Consider the following 17,552-nt stretch of genomic DNA (forward strand, 5'->3'; position numbering starts at 1 on the left):
TCGCCGTGCGCGGCGCCTCCTGCTGCGGTCCGGCCGAAGAGGCACCCGAGGCTGACCCGCTTCGTTGCGGCTCACACGTCGATGGTCACCGAGCACGACCAGCCGGCCCCTTCGCGGCCGAACCACAGTTCGTGCAGCGAGACCCCCTTCGGTACCGCGCCCACCAACTCCACCCGGCCGGCGTCGACCATCGACAACCGCACGTCCAGACTGCCGTCACCGGCCTCCACCTGCGCCGCGACCGGAAGCCGGCCAACGGTGTCGATCAGATAGATCACCTCGTCGAGCACCGCGACCAGCAGGTCGGCGTCCGGGCCGGGCCCGGCCCGGAAACGAACGGTCGCGGTCGGCACAGCGCCGGATACCTCGGCGAAGTTGCCCACCATTGCCGCGACCGCCTCCGCCACACAGTGTTCCCGCGACGGCGCCCACGCCTCGACCCGCATGTCCGCGGTGTGCGGCACGCTCCGATGCCCCGCTGTCTGCCGTTCACCCATCACAGCATCCAACCCGCCAGCTGGCCCATCGCCGCCCGCACAGCTCGGCGTCGTGGACGACGGTGTCGAGGCCGGCGGCCGCCCCCACGGTGACGTAACCTGCTGACGCACCCGGCTACCCAGGCAATCGTACGATCCGTTTGGGCGGTCAGGGCACGTTCGGCAGCGGCCACAGCTGTCCGGTTGCGCTGTCGATGAGCGCGGCGCGGGTGATCCGGGCGGTGAGAGGGAGAATGCCGTAGACGGTGGTGGCGACGATGGGCAACCGCTCGGACCTGGCGCGTGGGGCGACCGAGCAGTGTGGCAGCCACGCGTCAATCTCATAGTGTGCGTGCACCAGCGCACCCGTGGCACGGACCGCCTCGACGACGCCCTGCTGTCGCGCGATGAGTTCTGCCGGCACGGCGGGAACGAGGCAGATCCGGCCCCGCCGGAAGGCGCCCAGCGCGTCAAAGGTGACCTCGCAGCCGCCCCGGTCCGGGAGCCCCGCCACGGCGTCGCGGACGGCGGCGAGATCCCACCGCAGCAGGACGACATACGACAGATGGGGATGGTGCATCCCGTGGGTGTGCGAGCGAAGTGTCGCGACGCCCTGCTCCTCGAGCCTGTCCCACAGGTTCGTCAAGGCACGTTCGGTGCGACCGTCGAAGAGCAGGCAGACAGCCAAGGCCACCATTCGACGGTAGATCGTCTGGCGCCAGGCGGTGATGCCGGGCGTGGCGCTGCGATCATTGCCGGCGCAGCGCGAGCATGCCATGTGCAGCTGCGTCGATCCGTACGCCGAACCCGCCGCTGACCGAGTCAAGGACTTCCCGCAGCCACTCAGCGTTTTCGGGTGAGGCGCGGTGCAACCGCATACGTCTGGCGTGCATGGGCACCATTCGCAGGCCGGTCAGCGCGCCCGTGGACGCAACGGACACCAGGTACATCAGCCGCAGCTCGGCGCGGTACCCCTCGTAGCCGCCGATGCCTTCGTAGTCGTTGATGAGGTCGCCGCAGCCGTACAGGATGAGCCGGTCCCGGTAGACCTCGATCGGCCGGGGATGATGCGAGGAGTGCCCGTGCACGATGTCGACGCCGTCGTCGATGAGTGCGTGCGCGAAGCGGATCTGCTCGTCCGGGATGTCATAGCCCCAGTTGGATCCCCAGTGGATAGAGGCGACCACGATGTCACCGGGGCGTCTGTGTCGCCGGATCCGGCTGGTGATCTGCGCGGCGCTGCCCTCGGAGAGCTCGGGTACGAAGTCGACGCCCGCGCGATCGTCGGTTGCGACCCACCACGATGGAATACCACTGGATGCCATCCCGAACGAGAACACCAGAACACGGCCGCCACGGTCGACGGCGACGGCCGCGGGTTGCCTTGCCTGCTTCGCGTTCAGCCCGGCGCCGGCCACCTGCAGCCCTGCGTCGGCAAGCGCGCCGAGTGTCTCTTCGAGGCCGTGCTGGCCGAGGTCCAGCACGTGGTTGTTGGCCAGAGCACACACGTCCGGTCGGGGAGCGATAAGGCAGGGAAGGTTGGCAGGGCTCATCCGGTAATGCACGGCCTTGTTGGGTGCGAACTGGTCGTTTCGGGTGACGCTCGTCTCCAGGTTCAAAATGCGGGCATCGGGCGCTGAGCCGGCGAGCACTCCCAGTACGTCGCCCCACGGCCAGGAGAAGCCGGCGGAACGGGGAATCGGGCCGTTCGCCGCCTCCGCCAGGGCGACGTAGTCGCGCGCGTCGTCCATGTATCGCTCCCGCAGTGCCGGGTCACCTGGGTGCGGCAGGATCTGGTCGATCCCACGACCCAGCATCACGTCGCCGCTCAGGAACAACGTCAACGGGCCATCCCGCCGGGCGCCCATATCAGGCCTACCGGATCACCAGAGCTGCAGCGGCGCGGGGTGCTGACCCGACGGCTGTGAGTACACGACAGGTCTTCATGTCGACGAGGAAGTACCCCGCTCATGAGGAAGTACACCGCCACGCCGTCGAAGCCGGCGAGCCGTGAGTCAAGTCATCTTGGAATGGCCAATCGAGTGGTTGGACGCACCCTGGCCGCGATCAGCACGTCAGGCGTGACGCTGGCGACGTAGCGTTGCAGGCGAGAGGTCCACTGGCTCCCACTATGGCTACATCGCAGAGGTGGCTGCATAGGAGAGGAGGGGTGATGACGACGTTCGACAGGGCAAGGGCGTCCGCCAGACGTGGCGTGGCGCGCGGCCGGGAGCGAATCGACTTCATTCGGGCCCAGCGGCGGCGCACCGAGCTGCTGCAGGAGCTTGGTGAGGCGTACTACGCCGAGCACTCCGGAACGGCAACGCATGAGGCCGTGGCGGGCAAGCTTGCGGCCTTGGACACCCACGCGGAGGAGCTGCGCAAATTGTCGGCTCGACCGGACCTGACCCGGCGGGCAAGGGACATCATGCACCCGGGCACCGAGTGCGTCGGCGAGAGCGACAGCATTGCGACCGCCGCGCAGAAAATGCGCGACCTCGGCGTCGGTTCGCTGCCGATCTGCGGCGCGGACGACCGGCTGCACGGCATCATCACCGACCGCGACATCGCCGTGAGGTGCATCGCGGAAGGCCGCGACCCCCGTGAGGTGACGGCGCGTGATCTCGCCCAGGAGCGGTTGTTCTGGGTCGACGCCACGGCCGACGTCAGCGAGGTGCTGCGGGTGATGGAGAGCCACCAGGTCAAGCGGTTGCCGGTGATCGAGAACCGCCGCCTGGTCGGCATCATCAGCGAGTCGGATCTGGCCCGCAACCTCGACGATCACCGGCTCGCCGAATTCGTCGAGCGGGTCTACTCGACGTCGTAACCGCGGAGGAACCCACCGCGGCCGTGGCATGTCGGTCGTCGGCAGGTTCGGTCGTGGCCGGGCCACGCCCTGGCCCTGCCACGGCCTTCCGGGCAAGGAGGCCGCGGACAGCAGTGCCGGAAGGTCATGCGCAGCACGGCAGCTGCGTCCCCGCGACATTCCGCTGTCGTGCCGGAGCCCCGACGTCGCTACTGTGCGTAAACCTACGCGGCGTTAAACTCGGAATCGTGATCGTGGACCTGTCGCACGAGATCGCCGCCGGACTACTCACCCGCTCGTTCGAGATCGAGTCGCTGGGTCTGCTCGGCACTACCGGCACCTACCTCGACGCGCCGTACCACTACCACGCCGACCGGGCCGACCTCGCACACGTGCCACTCGAACGGCTGGTCAACGTATCGATCACGATCGTACGCGCCTTCGGCCGGACATCAGTGGGAGCGGCCGACCTCGGCAACCCCGACCGGCTGTGGGGACGCGCCGTCCTGGTGCACACCGGCTGGGCCCACCACTGGGCCACATCCCGCTACCTCGACCTGGACTGCCCACACCTGGCCGCTGATGCCGTCGACAGACTCGTTGACGCCAACGCCGCGCTCGTCGGCATCGACTCGCTCGACATCGACGACCCGACCGACCCGGAACAACCCGCCCACCAGCGGCTGCTCGGCGCCGACATCCCGATCATCGAACACCTGACCAACCTCGAATCAGTACCCGATAGCGGGGCCCGCCTGACCGCCCTCCCAGCGCCGGTATGCGCGATGGCGTCGTTCCCCGTGCGCGCCGTCGCGGTCTACGACGGCTGATTGAGATGTGGGGTTTCCACCCGGGCGGAACGAGGCCCGGGTGGAACGGGGCGCTACACGACGCTGCGAAGCGCACCACGCACGCCGCGTTACAGTCAATGGTGAGGACCCCCACGCGCACGGATGGTGGCGATATGCCATGGGTCCATTACTCATAACGGTGCTGCTCCTGGCGATAGCCGGGTATGTGGCCAGCGCCCGGATCGTCCGGCAGTTCGAGCGTGGTCTGATCTTCCGGCTCGGCCGTCTGCAGGACGAGACGCGTGGGCCGGGCCTGACCCTGATCGTGCCGCTGCTGGACCGGCTGCAGAAGGTCAACCTGCAGATCGTCACCATGCCGGTGCCGGCACAGGATGGCATCACCCGCGACAACGTGACGGTCAAGGTCGACGCGGTGGTCTACTTCCGGGTCATCGACCCGGTCCGCGCCGTCATCAACGTGCAGGATTACATGTTCGCGGTTCTCCAGGTGGCGCAGACGTCACTGCGTTCGATCATCGGCAAGAGCGACCTCGACCAGCTGTTGACCAATCGCGAGCGGCTCAACCAGGGTCTGGAGGTCATGATCGACAGCCCGGCGATCGATTGGGGCGTCCACATCGACCGGGTGGAGATCAAGGATGTGTCGCTGCCGGAGTCGATGAAACGCTCGATGTCCCGGCAGGCCGAGGCGGAGCGTGAGCGGCGCGCCCGGATCATCACCGCCGACGGGGAGCTGCAGGCGTCGCACAAGCTCGCTGACGCCGCGGCCACGATGGCGCGGACACCGACCGCGCTGCAACTGCGGCTGTTGGAGACGGTGGTCGAGGTAGCGGCCGAGAAGAACTCGACGCTGGTCCTGCCGTTCCCAGTCGAACTGCTGCGCTTTCTGGACAAGCCGGAGTCGGCACAGGCCCCAGGCCCGGCACTGGAGACGGAACACGCCTCCGCGTTGTCCGAGTCCACGCCGCGCGCCAGCCTGCGCGGCCGCGAAAATGGGCAACCCGAGTTTCGACGCCGCACACAGCGCAAGGCCGTAGTGCGGTAGGGAACGGTTCGACTCGGCGCGGTCGGCCGCCAGCGGACCCGCGTCGCCGCCGAACCTCCCGTCGGCCGCCCCTGTGGCGGCGATCCTCACGCCGGAGGCTGCGGCCCTTCCGGCGGTGTCTGCCGCGACGGCAGCTCCGCCTGGATGCGGCGCCAGTGGTAGACGTACACGGGACCGGCGATCAGCAACAGCGCACCGGAGCTGATCACGCCGAGCACGGACTGGCGTTGCTGCGAGTCCTCCGCCGCCCGTTGGAAGCGCTCCTGCTCCTCGGGGCTGACGCCCGGGTCCTTCATGGGCGCCTGGACGTAGAACCCAGGATCGGGGTAGACGAGTTCGACCGCGCTGCGGACGAGGTTCACCGCGGCGAAGATCGAGATCACCAACGTGATCAGGCAGACCAGATACAGGTAGAGGTTGCGCAGGCTGAAGCGCTCCTGAATCGCCACGGCGTCCCCTCCCCCGCGGGTGCCCGGTCACCGCATTCCTGCGGTCGTCATCCCGCTCATGCGGGCTGGCGGCACACTACCCATTCGCGGCCCGGCCAAGCCCCGTGTCTCGGCTGTGGTCGATCTGGCTCAGTCGCTAGTTCTGATCTCGCGGCGGCCGGACGTCGTCTCGCGCCTGATGGGTGAGACCGACGGAGCCCGGGGAGGGACCATGACGCCGCTGCGAGTTGCCGTGATCATCGGCAGTACCCGTGAGGGGCGGATGGGTGACCGGGTCGGGCGCTGGTTCGTCGAGCGGGCGGGCGAGCGGGACGACATGGCGGTGACCGCCGTCGACCTTGCCGATTACGACTTTCCCGGCAGCTACCCGGCGGAGGCGACCGCGGCCATGCGGTTGTTCGTGCGGCGGGTGGACGAGGCGGAGGCGTTCGTCGTGGTCACCCCGGAGTACAACCACAGCTTCCCGGCCTCGTTGAAGCAGGCGATCGACTACGCCTATGACGAGTGGCAGGCCAAGCCGGTCGGGTTCGTGTCCTACGGGTGCCGCTCGACCGGGCAGCACGCCGTCGATCAGCTCCGGACGGTCTTCACGGCCCTGCACGCGGTGACGGTGTCCGGTGTCGTCGCGGTCGACCTGCTGTGCGGCGAACCGACGCCACTGGCCGAGGACCAGCTGCGCCGGGACGCCACGGTCATGCTCGACCAGCTCGGCTGGTGGGGGCTGACGCTACGAGACGGGCGTGCCGCACGTCCGTACATCTGCTGAAACGTCGAACACGAGAGGTTGCAGTCACATGAGCAGACGCACCACCGGGCCGGCCGTCGAGGCGGTCGGCCTGACCCGGTCGTTCGGGGACACCCGTGCCCTGGACGGCATCGATCTGCAGATCCCCACCGGCACCGTGTACGGGCTGCTCGGGCCGAACGGCGCGGGCAAGACCACGACGGTGCGGGTCCTTGCCACGCTGCTGCGCCCCGACGGCGGGCAGGCCAGGGTCTTCGGCCACGACGTGGTGACCGATGCCGACGCGGTCCGGGCGCGGGTCAGCCTGACCGGGCAGTACGCCTCGGTGGATGAGGACCTGACCGGCGCGGAGAACCTGGTCCTGCTCGGCCGGCTGCTCGGGCTGGGCCGGCCGGCCGCCCGGGGTCGGGCCGACGCGCTGCTGGCCGCGTTCGGCCTGACCGACGCGGCGGGACGGCAGGTCAAGAAGTACTCCGGCGGGATGCGGCGGCGCATCGATATCGCGGCGAGCATCCTCAGCACGCCGGACCTGCTGTTCCTGGACGAGCCGACGACGGGGCTGGATCCACGCAGCCGCAACCAGGTGTGGGAGATCATCAGGGCGGTGGTGGCACACGGAACGACGGTGCTGCTGACCACGCAGTACCTGGACGAGGCGGACCAGCTCGCCGGGCGGATCGCGGTCGTGGACCACGGCAGGGTGATCGCGGAGGGCACGCCGGGCGAGCTGAAGTCGTCGGTGGGCTCCGGCACCGTCCACGTGCGGTTGCGGGATCCGGCACGGCGCGACGATGCCGAGCGGGTGCTGCGCGACGCGCTGGGCGTGCCGGTCCAGCTGGAACCGGACCCGGTGGCGATGACCGCCCGGGTCGGCGGGGCCGGCACCGACCTCGACGCCGGTGAGCAGGCCGCGCTCGCCCTGGGCAACCTCGCCCGCGCCGGCATCGTCGTGGACGACTTCTCGCTCGGCCAGCCGAGCCTGGACGAGGTGTTCCTGGCCCTGACCGACCACCCCGCCGTCGAGGCCGGCGAGCGGGACGAGCAGATGGAGAAGGCCCGATGACTGACGTCACCACTGACCGTCCGCCCGCTCTGTACGTGCCGTCGGCGGAGGCCCTTGCCACGGTCCTCGCGCCTGGGGCGCGGCCGCCGAGACCGACCGCGCTGTCGGCGTCGCTCACCTTCGGCTGGCGGGCGATGCTGAAGATCAAGCACGTGCCGGAGCAGCTGTTCGACGTCACGGCGTTCCCGATCATCATGGTGCTGATGTTCACGTACCTGTTCGGTGGCGCGCTCGCCGGCAGCCCGCGGGAGTACCTGCAGTTCTTCCTGCCGGGGATCATGGTGACGAGCGTCGTGATGATCACCATGTACACCGGCGTCGGGTTGAACACCGACATCGAGAAGGGCGTCTTCGACCGGTTCCGGACGCTGCCGATCTGGCGGCCGGCCGCGCTGGTCGGCATGATCCTGGGCGACGTGCTGCGCTACGTCCTCGGCGCGCTGGTCATCCTCGGGGTGGGGCTGGTCCTCGGGTTCCGGCCCGGCGGCGGGCTGCTCGGCGTGCTGGCCGGGATCGGCCTGCTGGTGATCTTCTCGTTCGCGTTCTCCTGGGTGTGGACATTCTTCGGGCTGGTGCTGCGCAGCGAGAAGTCGGTGATGGGGGTCAGCATGATGGTGCTGTTCCCGCTGACGTTCCTGAGCAACGTGTTCGTCAACCCGGTCACGATGCCGGGCTGGCTGCAGGCGTTCGTGAAGGCCAACCCGATCACCCACCTCGTGGCGTCGGTGCGGGCGGTGATGGCCGGGTCGTCCGACACGACGAACCTGATGTGGGTGCTGCTGTGGAGCGCCGGGTTCCTGGTGGTCTTCGGCACGCTGACGATGCGCCGGTACAACCGCCGCTGACCGTCCTTGCCGGCGTCGACTGCTCCGGCTTCTGCCCTGGCGCGCTGTTACAGGCGCCAGGGCAGGCGTTCGGCCGGGTGGTAGCCGCAGGTGCTGCCGGTGTTGACGGTGTCGCGCAGGTGGGCGGCGAGGGCCGGGTGCCGCCCGTCGAGGCGGCGCAGCGTGTCGCGGATGCGGGCGGTCACGGTCTTGCGGGCACGTTCGGCGTCGTCGCCGAGGCGGCGGCTGCGGCCGGCCAGCCCGGCCGCGGCCCGCAGCTGGTCCAGCAGCGCCGCGCGTTCGGCGTCGAGGGCGGCGAGCCGGGCCCCGTCGCTGCGGGCGGCGGCGCGGTCGATCTCCTCGTCGAGCCGGTCCAGGTGCCGCCGGTAGCGCAGCTTGGCCTCGTCGTCGAGCACGGGATCGCCGCCGAGCCGGTGGGCGGCGGCGAGTTCCGGCCCGGCGGCCGGGTCCAGCAGTTCGGCGGCCGGCACGTCGGTGCCCGGGCGGCTCAGCAGCAGCCGGAGGTCGTGCAGGCCTTTGGCGTCCGGCAGGTGCACGACCGTGCCGGCGTAGGTGAGCTGCCAGACCGGCCCGTCGCGGCGGAACTCGTAGTCGTCGGCCACCGGTTCCTGGCCGGCCGACGGATCCTGACCGGGCGCCGCGTTGAGCCGGTCCAGCACCTGTTCCATGCCCACGGCGCGGGCCACGGGCACGACGGCGGCGCGTTCCTCGGCCGCCGCGGCCGCGTCCCCCGGCTGTCCGCGGCCGGTCAGCGCGTCCACCAGGCCGGCGCGAGCGAGCAGCGACCAGGGTTGCGAGCCCATCCGGTCGGCGCCGTCGCGGGCCGCGCGGAAGCCGTCGACGGCGTCGGCCCAGCGCCGCTGCGCCAGGTCGACCACCGCCAGCCAGTAGTCCACCGGGCCGCTGACGTCACAGCCGAAGAGCGCGACGATCCATTTCCCGCGGTACGGGTGCAGCGTCCCGCGGATCTGTGCACAGCGCTGCGCGTCGCCGGTCGCCGCGGCCACCTGTGCCTGGAGGCGGTGCCACAGCGGTGAGACGGCCCGGGTGAACGTCTCGCCGGACGCCTCGATGCCGGTGGTCAACCGGATGGCGGTCTCGGTGTCGCCGCGCTCGGCGGCGGTGATGGCCCGCAGCAGGTCTCCGAGGTTCCCCTCGGACGTGCTCATCCGCTCCAGGACCGCGTCGGCCTCGGCGAACCTGCCCTGCAGCGTCAGCCACGACCAGCGCACCTGCACGCTCAGGAACATGTGGTCGGAGTGCTCACCTGCGCCGAGGTCGTCCAGCTCGGCGAAGAGCTTGCCGGCCTCGGCGAAGTCGCCCCGGAACGAGGCGATGATGCCGCCGTCGATCGCCGCCGCCATCCGGTACCCGGCGGCGGCGCTGTCCCTGCCGCCGGCCACGAACGCGGTCAGCTCCTTGTAGTACGCGGGGTCGCCGAGCTCCACCAGGGCGACCCAGCGCAGCGACGTCGCCCACAGTTCGGTCTCCAGGTCGCCGGTGCGCCGCGCCACGTCACGGATCTCGGCGGTGAGCGTCGCCCGGTCGGCGGCCGTGCCCATGCCCCAGGTGGTGTCGTGGCGCGCCCAGAGGCTGAAGGTGAGGGTCTCGTCGTCGTGGCCGCGGCGGGCGATCGTCTCGGTGGCGGTGATGAGGTCGGCGGCGAGCACGGTGAGCGGCGCGGTGGCGTCCGGCTCGCCGATGAGCCGCCGGTGCGCCTCGCGCAGCAGCTCCGCCGGGTCGGCCGAGTCGACCGTGACGCTCGTCTGCCGGTACACGGTGTGCGCGACCCGGGCCAGCAGCACCGGGTCGTCGAGGGTGAGCGCGAGCGTCCCGGCATCGGCGAGCAGGCGTTCGGCCTCGGCCCGGTCGCCGTGGTGATACAGGTGCCGTCCGAGGTCGATCATCGTCCTGACCCGCTGGGCCGGGTCCCCGGTGACCTCCAACGCGCGGCGGAAGTGCACCACCGCCTCCTCCGAGGCCAGCCGCCGCGCCGCGTCCTTGGCAGCGGCGGCGAGCAGGTCGGCGGCGCGGGACGCCTCGAGGGCGGCACCGGCCAGCCAGGCGTGGCGGGCCAGGTCGGCCGGGATCAGCCGCTCGGCAAGGGCGTCGGACAGGTCGACGGCGCGCACGACCGCGGCGTGCCGGGCCCGCCGGTCGTCGTCGGGCAGCGCGTCGTACAGCGTCTCGCGGACCAGGTCGTGGGCGAACGCGAACCTGCCCTCGCCGCGGGTGACCACGAGCCGCGCCGTCACCGCCCGGTCCAGGAGCCGGTCGACCTGCGCGACCGGGCCGGGCAGGCAGGCGGCGAGGACCTGGCGGTGGAACTCCCGGCCCAGCACGGCGGCGACGGTGAGCGCTTCGACGACCGCGGCGGGCAGCTCGGCCAGGCGGCGCTGCACGGCCTGCCGGACGCCGGGGGCGATCGTGGTGACCGGGCCGCCGGCGCGCCACAGCCGGGCGGTCTGCTCGACGAAGAACGGGTTGCCGCCGGTACGCCGGTGCACCTCGCTGAGCAGTTCCGGGTCGGGTTCCCGGCCGGCCGTGCGGCTGATCAGCGCACCGACCTCGGCCCGGGACAGGCCGGTGAGGGTGACGGTGGTGGCCTTCGCGGTCAGCGGCATCAGCAGCGGGTGCAGCCGGTGGTCGGCCGACTCGACCTCGGCGTCGCGGTAGGTGCCGATCACCAGCAGCCGTTCGAACCAGGTGTGCTGGGTGGCGAACCGCAGCAGGCGCATGGATGCCGGGTCGGCCCAGTGCAGGTCGTCGAGGACGACGATGACGGGCCGGCGCTGGGACACCGAGACCAGCGCGGTGGTCACGGCGTCGTAGAGCGCGAACGCCTCGTGGTCGCCGTCGCCTTGGACGCCGCCGGTCGCCTTCTCGCTGCCGGCCCGTTCTGTGGCTCCCTCGCCGAGCAGGACCCGCAGTCCGGGCTCGGCCGACTCCCGGGCGAGGTCCCAGTCCTCGGCGGAGCGGCGCAGCCCTCGCATCACCTGCACCCACGGCCAGTAGCCGGGCGCGCTGTCGGAATCCCAGCAGGCGGCGCCCAGCACCAGCGCGCCCCGCTGCCGCGCCTCGTCGGCCGCGGCCGTGACGAGTGTGGTCTTGCCGATGCCCGGCTCACCGGCCACGAGGACCAGACCACCGTGGCTGGCGACGGCCCGGTCGACCGCGGCGCGCAGCAGGCCCGCGGGGTGATCCCGCCCGATGATGCGCTCGCCGATCCGCGGCTCCATGACCCAGCTACCGTAGCGAACCGGCCGCCGACCTGTGCACCGGCACCGCTCACAGGACGATCGGCAGGTGGAACTCCGACCGCGTTCATCGGACGCGGCTGCGGCGCCCGGCCTTCACGCGCAGTTGCCGGTTTCCAGCGTTCCTGCGATCCGGCTGCTCACTCGGTTGGGAAGGCCGGTGACGGCGCCGATGATGCACGCCCCGCGGAGCGGGACCGCGTAGAAGAGCGAACCCTGGGGCGCCGGATCGCTGTCGCGGGCCGGGCGGATGACGGCGCCGGTGAACCCGGCGTCGTCGAGCCGGGCAAGCAGGACCGCCGGGTCGGGCAGCACCCGGTCGCACACCTGCCTGGCCGGTCCGCCGGGTGTCGTCTGCTCCGCGCGGCACGTCGGCGGGGGGTTGAGCAGGGCGTCGACGTCTCCCGCCGCGTCGCTGAGGTCGGCGCGGGTCTGGTCGGTGACGGCGGTGCGGCGGCGATGGTCGCCGACCACGCGGCCGCAGTAGCCGTCGTCCACTCCCCCCGGCACGGCGCAGGCGAACAGCAGCGGCTTCGAGGCCGCCGGCGCCGGCGCGGCAGCCGGTTCGATCCGCTCGATCACCAGCGCGGTGACGGCGAGCGCGGCGAAGGTCAGCGCGAACGCGCCCACGGCGAGAGCCACTCGTCGATGCGACACCCGGCCATCGTGCCATCGATCCGTGCCGTGCACCGTCCCGTGCCCCCCGGGCCGGCTCCGCCATCGTCCGCGGCGAAAGCATTAGGCTCGGCGGCACTTGCGTTCGTTGGAGGTGCCGCATGACCGCCCCTGTCCACGGAGCCTCGTTCGAGGATCTGGCCGCGTTCCTGCAGCGGCCCGTGCCGGATGGCTATCCGGTCGACGTGGTGCGGGAGTGCATCTGCCGGTCGTGCGACGGGCGGCGGTTCGAGGTGCAGGTCGCGGCGATCACGTCCGCCGTGCGGCGCACCTGCCTGGACTGCGGGCAGCAGGTGTTCATCGCCGACAGCGTCGAGTGGTGGGACGACGCCGAGGTCGCGTCCTGCGCCTGCCTCTGCGGGGAGGAGGCGTTCGCCGCGGCGGCCGGATTCTCGTTGCGGGAGCCGGATGAGCAGGACGGCACCCGGGACGTGCGGTGGGTGTTCGTCGGGCTGCGGTGCCTGGCCTGCGGGCTGCTCGGCGTCTACGAGGACTGGAAGGTCAGCTGGGGGCCGAGCGGCTATCTGCTCGACCAGGCCTGACCCGGCCGAGGCCGTCGCAGGTCGAGCCGAGGCCGCGGGGTTGATCGCCGGCGGACTGGGCAGGGCAAGACGCCATGGTGACGATCCATCGTGAAGCCCGGTCCATACGTACGCCCGACGAGGTTTTCGTGCCGCTCGCCGACTTCTACGCGGTCGACGCCTGGCTGCCCGACGTCCTGGAGTCGGCGCAGGACCCGGACCATCCCGGCACCCGCGTCCTGAAGCTGCGGGACGGGGGCACCGCCGCCGAGCACCTTCTGGAACAGACCAGGCACAGCGTCCGGTACCAGCTCGTGGGCGGAGACATGCCGGTCAAGAACCACGAGGCGGTCCTCACCGTGCGCGAAGACCCGGCCGGCGGGTCGCTGATCACGTGGGATGCCCGGTTCGAGCCGGCCGGCGCGCCCGAGACGATGGTGACCGAAACGATGGGCGAGCTGATGCAGGCCGGAGTCGACGCCCTGGTCTGAAACCAGAGAAGCCCTGGTCCGAGGGGAGAAAGCCTCAACGGGCGGCGATGTGGGCGCGTGCGCGGGCGGTCTTGACGGCCTCGGTCAGGGTGGCGATGTCGTAGGCGCCGTAGTGGCGCTGGCCGTTGATGAAGAACGTCGGGGTGCCGCTGACGCCGCTGAGGTCGGCCGACTCCAGGTCCTGCGCGACCCGTGACGCGTGGACGTGCCGGCGCAGGTCGTCGTGGAAGCGGTCCTGGTCGAGATCGAGCTCCCCCGCGTACTGCAGAAGGTCCATGGGCCTGAGCTCGTCCTGGTGCGCCAGCAGCAGGTCGTGCATCTGCCAGAACGCGCCCTGCTCGGCGGCGGCCTCGGCGGCCTCCGCGGCGAGCTGGGCCTGCGGGTGGACGTCGGTGAGGGGCAGGTGGCGCCAGACGTACCGCAGGTCGGTGTCGGTGAGCAGCTCGCGGACGATCGGCTCGGCCTGGCCGCAGTACGGGCACTGGAAGTCGCCGTACTCGACGACGGTCACCGAAGCTGTCTCGGCGCCGCGGACGTGATCCTGTTCCGGATCGACGGGTGGGATGAGGTCCACCAGTTGGTCCGCGGCCCCGAGGAGCGCTACGGCCCGCTTGTGCTTCGGCAGGCGGGCCGTCATGCGGTACACCAGCCAGGTGAACAGCGAGGCGAGGACGGCGGCGGCCAGGACGCCGAGCTTTGCCTCGGCGAGTTCCTGGCCCTCGAACGCGAGGCTGGCGATCAGCAGCGAGACGGTGAACCCGATGCCGGCGATCGTGCCGCTGCCGAGGACGGCGGCCCATCCCACGGCGGGCCGGATACGGCCCCCCGTGACGCGGTTGAGCAGCCAGGACACGCCGACGACCGCGATCGGTTTGCCGACGACGTAGGCGGCCAGGATGCCCAGGGTGATCGGTGAGGTGAAAGCGCGGGCGAGGAAGCTGCTGTCGATGACGATGCCCGCATTGGCCAGGCCGAAGAGCGGGACGATCAGATAGCTGGTCCAGGGGTGGTACAGGCGCTGGAGGCGGTCGTTCGGCGACAGCGTCTGGGTGAGGCCGAGGGTCGCGGACCGGGCGAGTTCGGCGGTCGGCTGCTCGCGGAAGAGCTTGAACAGCCCGCTGGCGACCTCCAGCGCACCACGGGCCGGCGAGTACGCGGTGGCGGTCAGGCCGATCGCGAGGCCGGCCACGACGGGGTCGACGCCGCTCTCCAGCAACAGCAGCCACAACAGGATGCAGAGCGGGGCGAAGAAGGCGCCGCGGCGCACGCCGAGGGCGCGCAGGCCGAGCAGCGCGCCGAAGACGGCGATGGCCAGCACGAGGGGCATCATCCTGACGTGCTCGGAGTACGCGACGGCGATCACGACGAGGGCGATGATGTCGTCGACGACGAAGACGGTGAGGAGGAAGACCCGGGCCTGCTCCGGCACGCCACGGCCGAGGAGCGCGAGCAGGCCGAGGGCGAGGGCGGTGTCGGTGGACATGGCGACGCCCCAGCCGTGCGTGCCGGGGCCGCCGCCGTTGAACGCGAGGAAGATCGCGACCGGGATGAGCATGCCGGTGACCCCGGCGGCGAGCGGCAGCAGGAAGCGGCGGCGGTCGCGCAGGTCGCCGAGGTCGAACTCGCGCCGCGCCTCCAGGCCGACGACCAGGAAGAACAGGGTCATGAGGCCGCTGTTGACCCAGTCGCGCAGGTCGCGGGTGAGCTCCATGCCGCCGAGCCGCAGGGAGAACTCGGTGTGCCAGAGCGCCTCGTACGAGCGGAGGTCGACGTTGGCCCACACGAGCGCGGCGACAATGGCTGCGACAAGCACGCCGGCGCTGCCGGACTCGGTGCGCATGAACGAGCGCAGTGGCGCGGTGACGTCGCGCCTCCACGTGGTGATCGGCCCGGGGATCCCCGGGACGGAGGACCCGGGGCTGGACGGCGCAGGTGCAGCCATAGCCCGCAAGCTTAGGCCGCGCCTCGTGGATCATGACGCTGCGCATCATCCCGCATCATGATCCACTAGACACGGCCGGCGTCGGCCCCGCTCGGCGCGAGGTCCGGTGGCCCCGCGCGGCCGGGATCGGTGCGCGCAATCGGTATCCGGGTGGGTGCGCGGCGGGACAGCAGGTGTCCGATCAGCGCGGCGGCGAGCGCGGCCAGCCCGGCCGCCGCGAAGCCGCCCGCCGGGGCGGAGAGGTCGATCGCCACCCCGACGACCGGGGCGCCGAGGGCGAACCCGGCGCTCTGCGCCGAGGACTGCAGGCCCGTCGCCTCACCCCGCACGGCGGGCGGCGCCAGCCGGCTCACCGCGTCCGCCACCGTGGACAGGGTCGGCGCGGTGAGCAGCCCGGCGCCGACGACGGCCACGCACAACCAGGGCCAGTCGCGGGCGAGCCCGGCGGGGATCGTCACGAGCCCGAGCAGGCCGAGCAGCAGCCACGTGGGCAGCGGCCGGGACAGCGCGCCGTACAGCAGCCCGCCGGCGACGGATGCCACCCCGAGCACCGCGACGACGACGGCGGCCCAGGACACCTGATCCGCTGTGGTGAGCGTGGCGACGATGGCGAGGTCGACGCCGCTGAGCAGCGTCGTGGTGCCGAACGCCATCGTCAGCACGGCGATCATGCGGGCGTCCAGCCACTGCCGGCGAGGGGGTCGTACGGCGGTGCCGGCGTCGCTCTCGGCCTCGGCTCGCACCGGCGGGTTGAGCCAGGCGATCCCGGCGCCGCCGGCCGCGATTGCGGCGCCGACCGCCCACGCCACCACACCTGGGGACGTCTTCGCCGCGCACACGATGACCACCGCCGGGCCGATGATGTAGGACAGCTCGCCCTGCACCGACTCCAGCGCGAACGCCGCCCGGCGCTGTGCCGCCGTCGTCATCGCGGCGATCGCCTGCCTGGTCACCGACTGGGCGGGCACCATGAGCAGACCCGCCGCGACGGCGGCGCACAGCAGGGCTGCGTACGGCAGGACCGGCACGCTCAGCCAGAACGCGATCTGCGCCGCGACGGTCGCCAGCAGCACGGTCCGCACGCCCCGGCGGTCGATCATGCGGCCGAGCAGCGGCCCGCCCACCGCCACCCCGGCGGTCAGCGCCGCCACGACGCCGCCCGCCGCCGCGTAGCTCAGGTCGAGGCCCAGCACGACGTACATGGTCAGCGCCGTCACGTCGGCCGTGATCGCGGTGCGGGCGAGCAGCGACACGCCCAGCAGGGACGCCATCCCTGGCACGGCGAGCACCTGCCGGTACGTGGTCACCTACCGACGCTAGATGAATGTCCGGCTCATAGGAACCGGCAATCTTGTTGGGTCTGGCATAATGAATTCTTATGGCCCGGGATCTTGAGCTCGTCCTGCTGCGGTCGTTCGTCACCGCCGTGCGGGCGGGCAGCATCAGCCGCGCCGCGACCGTGCTCGGCCACACCCAGCCTGCCCTCAGCCAGCAGCTGCGCAAGCTCGAAGGCGTCGTCGGCCGTCCGCTGCTGCACCGGTCACCGTCCGGCGTCCTGCCGACCCGTGCGGGCGAGGAGCTGCTGCCGTACGCCGACCGCATGCTCTCCCTCGCCGCACAGGCGCTCACCGAGACCGGGCGCGCGCTCACCGGCCACTGCGGCGTCGGGCTGCTCGAGGACCTTGCCGCGGCCCAGCTGCCACAGGCCCTCGCCGACCTCGCCCGGCTGCACCCCGGCGCGACGCTGGAGGTGCTCAGCGTCTCCAAGGCCGCGATGCGGGACGCGTATGACGCGGGCCGCGTCCACCTCGTCCTGGACGAGGTGCCGGACGTCCCCGGGCCGCCGCGCTGGACGGTGCGCCGCCCGCTGGTCTGGGCGATCGGCCAGGGCGTGGACGTGGCCGCCGACCCGCTGCCGGTGGTGCTGTTCTCCGACCCGTGCTCGTTCCGCACGGCGGCGCTGGAGACCCTGGAGCGCGCCGGCCGGCCCTGGCGGGTGGCGTTCGAGAGCAACAGCCTGGTCGGTGTGCTCGCCGCGGTCCGGGCCGGCCTCGGCGTCGCGGCGCTCATGCCCGCGAACCTCGAACCGGCGATGGCCTGCCACGACCCGGACGCCCTGCCCACCCTGCCGGACATCGAGCTCGGCCTCGCCCGGCACCCACGGACCGAAGGCGACCCGCTGGTCGACGCCGTGGAGACCGCGCTGCGCCGCACGATCTGAGGTCCGCGCCGGGCGGGTGGTCATCGAGACGTCGAACGATAACGATTCCGAAAAGCCCCACAAACCGCGCGCCCGGTTGATGAACGGACATGCCCCGTTCACCGTGCGCTACCTGTAGGCAACCCAGCGCTGCCAGTGTGGGGCACGGAAGCGCCCAACGAACGACGACAGGGCGTTCCGAACGATGCACCGAGAGGCTGCGCC

At 71.5% G+C, this 17,552-nt stretch carries 17 protein-coding genes; 9 read left to right on the top strand and 8 right to left on the bottom strand.

Features of this window, described 5'->3' with window-relative positions; genetic code table 11:
• Positions 1-71: 71 nt before the first annotated feature.
• The 3 genes from AB0K00_RS35345 to AB0K00_RS35355 all read right to left on the bottom strand — a co-directional run bounded on the left by AB0K00_RS35345 (position 72) and on the right by AB0K00_RS35355 (position 2,320).
• Complete coding sequence (locus AB0K00_RS35345) at positions 72-497, bottom strand: archease (RefSeq protein WP_363529680.1); 426 nt, start codon at positions 495-497, stop codon at positions 72-74.
• A gap of 148 nt (positions 498-645) precedes the next feature.
• Entirely contained in the window at positions 646-1,170 is a 525-nt protein-coding gene (locus AB0K00_RS35350; protein WP_363529683.1) for a 2'-5' RNA ligase family protein, read from the bottom strand.
• Positions 1,171-1,225: 55 nt separating this feature from the next.
• Positions 1,226-2,320 carry a CapA family protein gene (locus AB0K00_RS35355; protein WP_363529685.1) on the bottom strand — a complete coding sequence of 365 codons (1,095 nt, stop codon included), beginning with the start codon at positions 2,318-2,320 and terminating at the stop codon, positions 1,226-1,228.
• Between the two features lie 371 nt (positions 2,321-2,691).
• Here AB0K00_RS35355 and AB0K00_RS35360 point away from each other — a divergent pair, with 371 nt between their 5' ends.
• From AB0K00_RS35360 to AB0K00_RS35370, 3 genes are all read left to right on the top strand, one after another.
• A complete protein-coding gene (locus AB0K00_RS35360; protein WP_363529688.1) occupies positions 2,692-3,303 on the top strand; it encodes a CBS domain-containing protein in 612 nt (203 codons plus the stop codon).
• A 227-nt stretch (positions 3,304-3,530) separates the two neighbouring features.
• Positions 3,531-4,112, top strand: a complete 582-nt coding sequence (locus AB0K00_RS35365; RefSeq protein WP_363529690.1) for a cyclase family protein — start codon at positions 3,531-3,533, stop codon at positions 4,110-4,112.
• Positions 4,113-4,251: 139 nt separating this feature from the next.
• Positions 4,252-5,139: a slipin family protein gene (locus tag AB0K00_RS35370; RefSeq protein WP_363529829.1), complete on the top strand. Its 888-nt coding sequence runs from the start codon at positions 4,252-4,254 to the stop codon at positions 5,137-5,139.
• A gap of 86 nt (positions 5,140-5,225) precedes the next feature.
• On the opposite strand, the gene AB0K00_RS35375 is transcribed toward AB0K00_RS35370, so the two are convergent.
• Positions 5,226-5,588 (bottom strand): hypothetical protein, encoded by a 363-nt coding sequence (locus tag AB0K00_RS35375; RefSeq protein ID WP_363529693.1) that lies wholly within the window; start codon positions 5,586-5,588, stop codon positions 5,226-5,228.
• Between the two features lie 211 nt (positions 5,589-5,799).
• Here AB0K00_RS35375 and AB0K00_RS35380 point away from each other — a divergent pair, with 211 nt between their 5' ends.
• Genes AB0K00_RS35380 through AB0K00_RS35390 form a run of 3 tightly spaced genes read left to right on the top strand, consistent with a single transcriptional unit; the run spans position 5,800 to position 8,241 of the window.
• Complete coding sequence (locus tag AB0K00_RS35380) at positions 5,800-6,354, top strand: NAD(P)H-dependent oxidoreductase (protein WP_363529696.1); 555 nt, start codon at positions 5,800-5,802, stop codon at positions 6,352-6,354.
• 28 nt (positions 6,355-6,382) lie between these two features.
• Entirely contained in the window at positions 6,383-7,396 is a 1,014-nt protein-coding gene (locus AB0K00_RS35385) for an ATP-binding cassette domain-containing protein (protein WP_363529698.1), read from the top strand.
• The gene (locus AB0K00_RS35390; RefSeq protein ID WP_363529701.1) at positions 7,393-8,241 is read left to right on the top strand and encodes an ABC transporter permease; all 849 of its coding nucleotides are present in this window, start codon (positions 7,393-7,395) and stop codon (positions 8,239-8,241) included. The genes AB0K00_RS35385 and AB0K00_RS35390 overlap by 4 nt, the downstream gene beginning before the upstream one ends.
• Positions 8,242-8,288: 47 nt before the next feature.
• Here the strand turns inward: AB0K00_RS35390 and AB0K00_RS35395 are convergent, their stop codons facing one another.
• Both AB0K00_RS35395 and AB0K00_RS35400 read right to left on the bottom strand, forming a co-directional pair.
• Entirely contained in the window at positions 8,289-11,480 is a 3,192-nt protein-coding gene (locus AB0K00_RS35395; RefSeq protein ID WP_363529704.1) for an AAA family ATPase, read from the bottom strand.
• Between the two features lie 114 nt (positions 11,481-11,594).
• Positions 11,595-12,155 carry a hypothetical protein gene (locus AB0K00_RS35400; RefSeq protein ID WP_363529707.1) on the bottom strand — a complete coding sequence of 187 codons (561 nt, stop codon included), beginning with the start codon at positions 12,153-12,155 and terminating at the stop codon, positions 11,595-11,597.
• A 119-nt stretch (positions 12,156-12,274) separates the two neighbouring features.
• Here AB0K00_RS35400 and AB0K00_RS35405 point away from each other — a divergent pair, with 119 nt between their 5' ends.
• Together AB0K00_RS35405 and AB0K00_RS35410 are read left to right on the top strand one after the other, a co-directional pair.
• A complete protein-coding gene (locus AB0K00_RS35405; protein ID WP_363529710.1) occupies positions 12,275-12,715 on the top strand; it encodes a hypothetical protein in 441 nt (146 codons plus the stop codon).
• A gap of 74 nt (positions 12,716-12,789) precedes the next feature.
• A complete protein-coding gene (locus AB0K00_RS35410) occupies positions 12,790-13,185 on the top strand; it encodes an SRPBCC family protein (RefSeq protein WP_363529713.1) in 396 nt (131 codons plus the stop codon).
• A 34-nt stretch (positions 13,186-13,219) separates the two neighbouring features.
• On the opposite strand, the gene nhaA is transcribed toward AB0K00_RS35410, so the two are convergent.
• Complete coding sequence (gene nhaA / locus AB0K00_RS35415; protein WP_363529832.1) at positions 13,220-15,025, bottom strand: Na+/H+ antiporter NhaA; 1,806 nt, start codon at positions 15,023-15,025, stop codon at positions 13,220-13,222.
• A gap of 167 nt (positions 15,026-15,192) precedes the next feature.
• Positions 15,193-16,434, bottom strand: coding sequence for an MFS transporter (locus AB0K00_RS35420; protein ID WP_363529716.1), 1,242 nt, complete (start codon positions 16,432-16,434; stop codon positions 15,193-15,195).
• Between the two features lie 71 nt (positions 16,435-16,505).
• Between AB0K00_RS35420 and AB0K00_RS35425 the strand changes: the two genes are divergently transcribed.
• Entirely contained in the window at positions 16,506-17,348 is an 843-nt protein-coding gene (locus AB0K00_RS35425; RefSeq protein ID WP_363529719.1) for a LysR family transcriptional regulator, read from the top strand.
• The last annotated feature ends 204 nt before the right edge of the window (positions 17,349-17,552 follow it).

This window comes from Dactylosporangium sp. NPDC049525 (assembly GCF_040676755.1).
Lineage (GTDB): Bacteria > Actinomycetota > Actinomycetes > Mycobacteriales > Micromonosporaceae > Dactylosporangium.

What these genes read in the sequence shown, in the direction of transcription:
- AB0K00_RS35385 (WP_363529698.1), top strand. Translation starts at nt 6,383, where the DNA reads ATGAGCAGACGCACCACCGGGCCGGCCGTCGAGGCGGTCGGCCTGACC.
- AB0K00_RS35405 (WP_363529710.1), top strand. Translation starts at nt 12,275, where the DNA reads ATGACCGCCCCTGTCCACGGAGCCTCGTTCGAGGATCTGGCCGCGTTC.
- AB0K00_RS35380 (WP_363529696.1), top strand. Translation starts at nt 5,800, where the DNA reads ATGACGCCGCTGCGAGTTGCCGTGATCATCGGCAGTACCCGTGAGGGG.
- AB0K00_RS35390 (WP_363529701.1), top strand. Translation starts at nt 7,393, where the DNA reads ATGACTGACGTCACCACTGACCGTCCGCCCGCTCTGTACGTGCCGTCG.
- AB0K00_RS35395 (WP_363529704.1), bottom strand. Translation starts at nt 11,480, where the DNA reads ATGGAGCCGCGGATCGGCGAGCGCATCATCGGGCGGGATCACCCCGCG.
- nhaA (WP_363529832.1), bottom strand. Translation starts at nt 15,025, where the DNA reads ATGCGCACCGAGTCCGGCAGCGCCGGCGTGCTTGTCGCAGCCATTGTC.
- AB0K00_RS35410 (WP_363529713.1), top strand. Translation starts at nt 12,790, where the DNA reads ATGGTGACGATCCATCGTGAAGCCCGGTCCATACGTACGCCCGACGAG.
- AB0K00_RS35370 (WP_363529829.1), top strand. Translation starts at nt 4,252, where the DNA reads ATGGGTCCATTACTCATAACGGTGCTGCTCCTGGCGATAGCCGGGTAT.
- AB0K00_RS35425 (WP_363529719.1), top strand. Translation starts at nt 16,506, where the DNA reads ATGGCCCGGGATCTTGAGCTCGTCCTGCTGCGGTCGTTCGTCACCGCC.
- AB0K00_RS35345 (WP_363529680.1), bottom strand. Translation starts at nt 497, where the DNA reads ATGGGTGAACGGCAGACAGCGGGGCATCGGAGCGTGCCGCACACCGCG.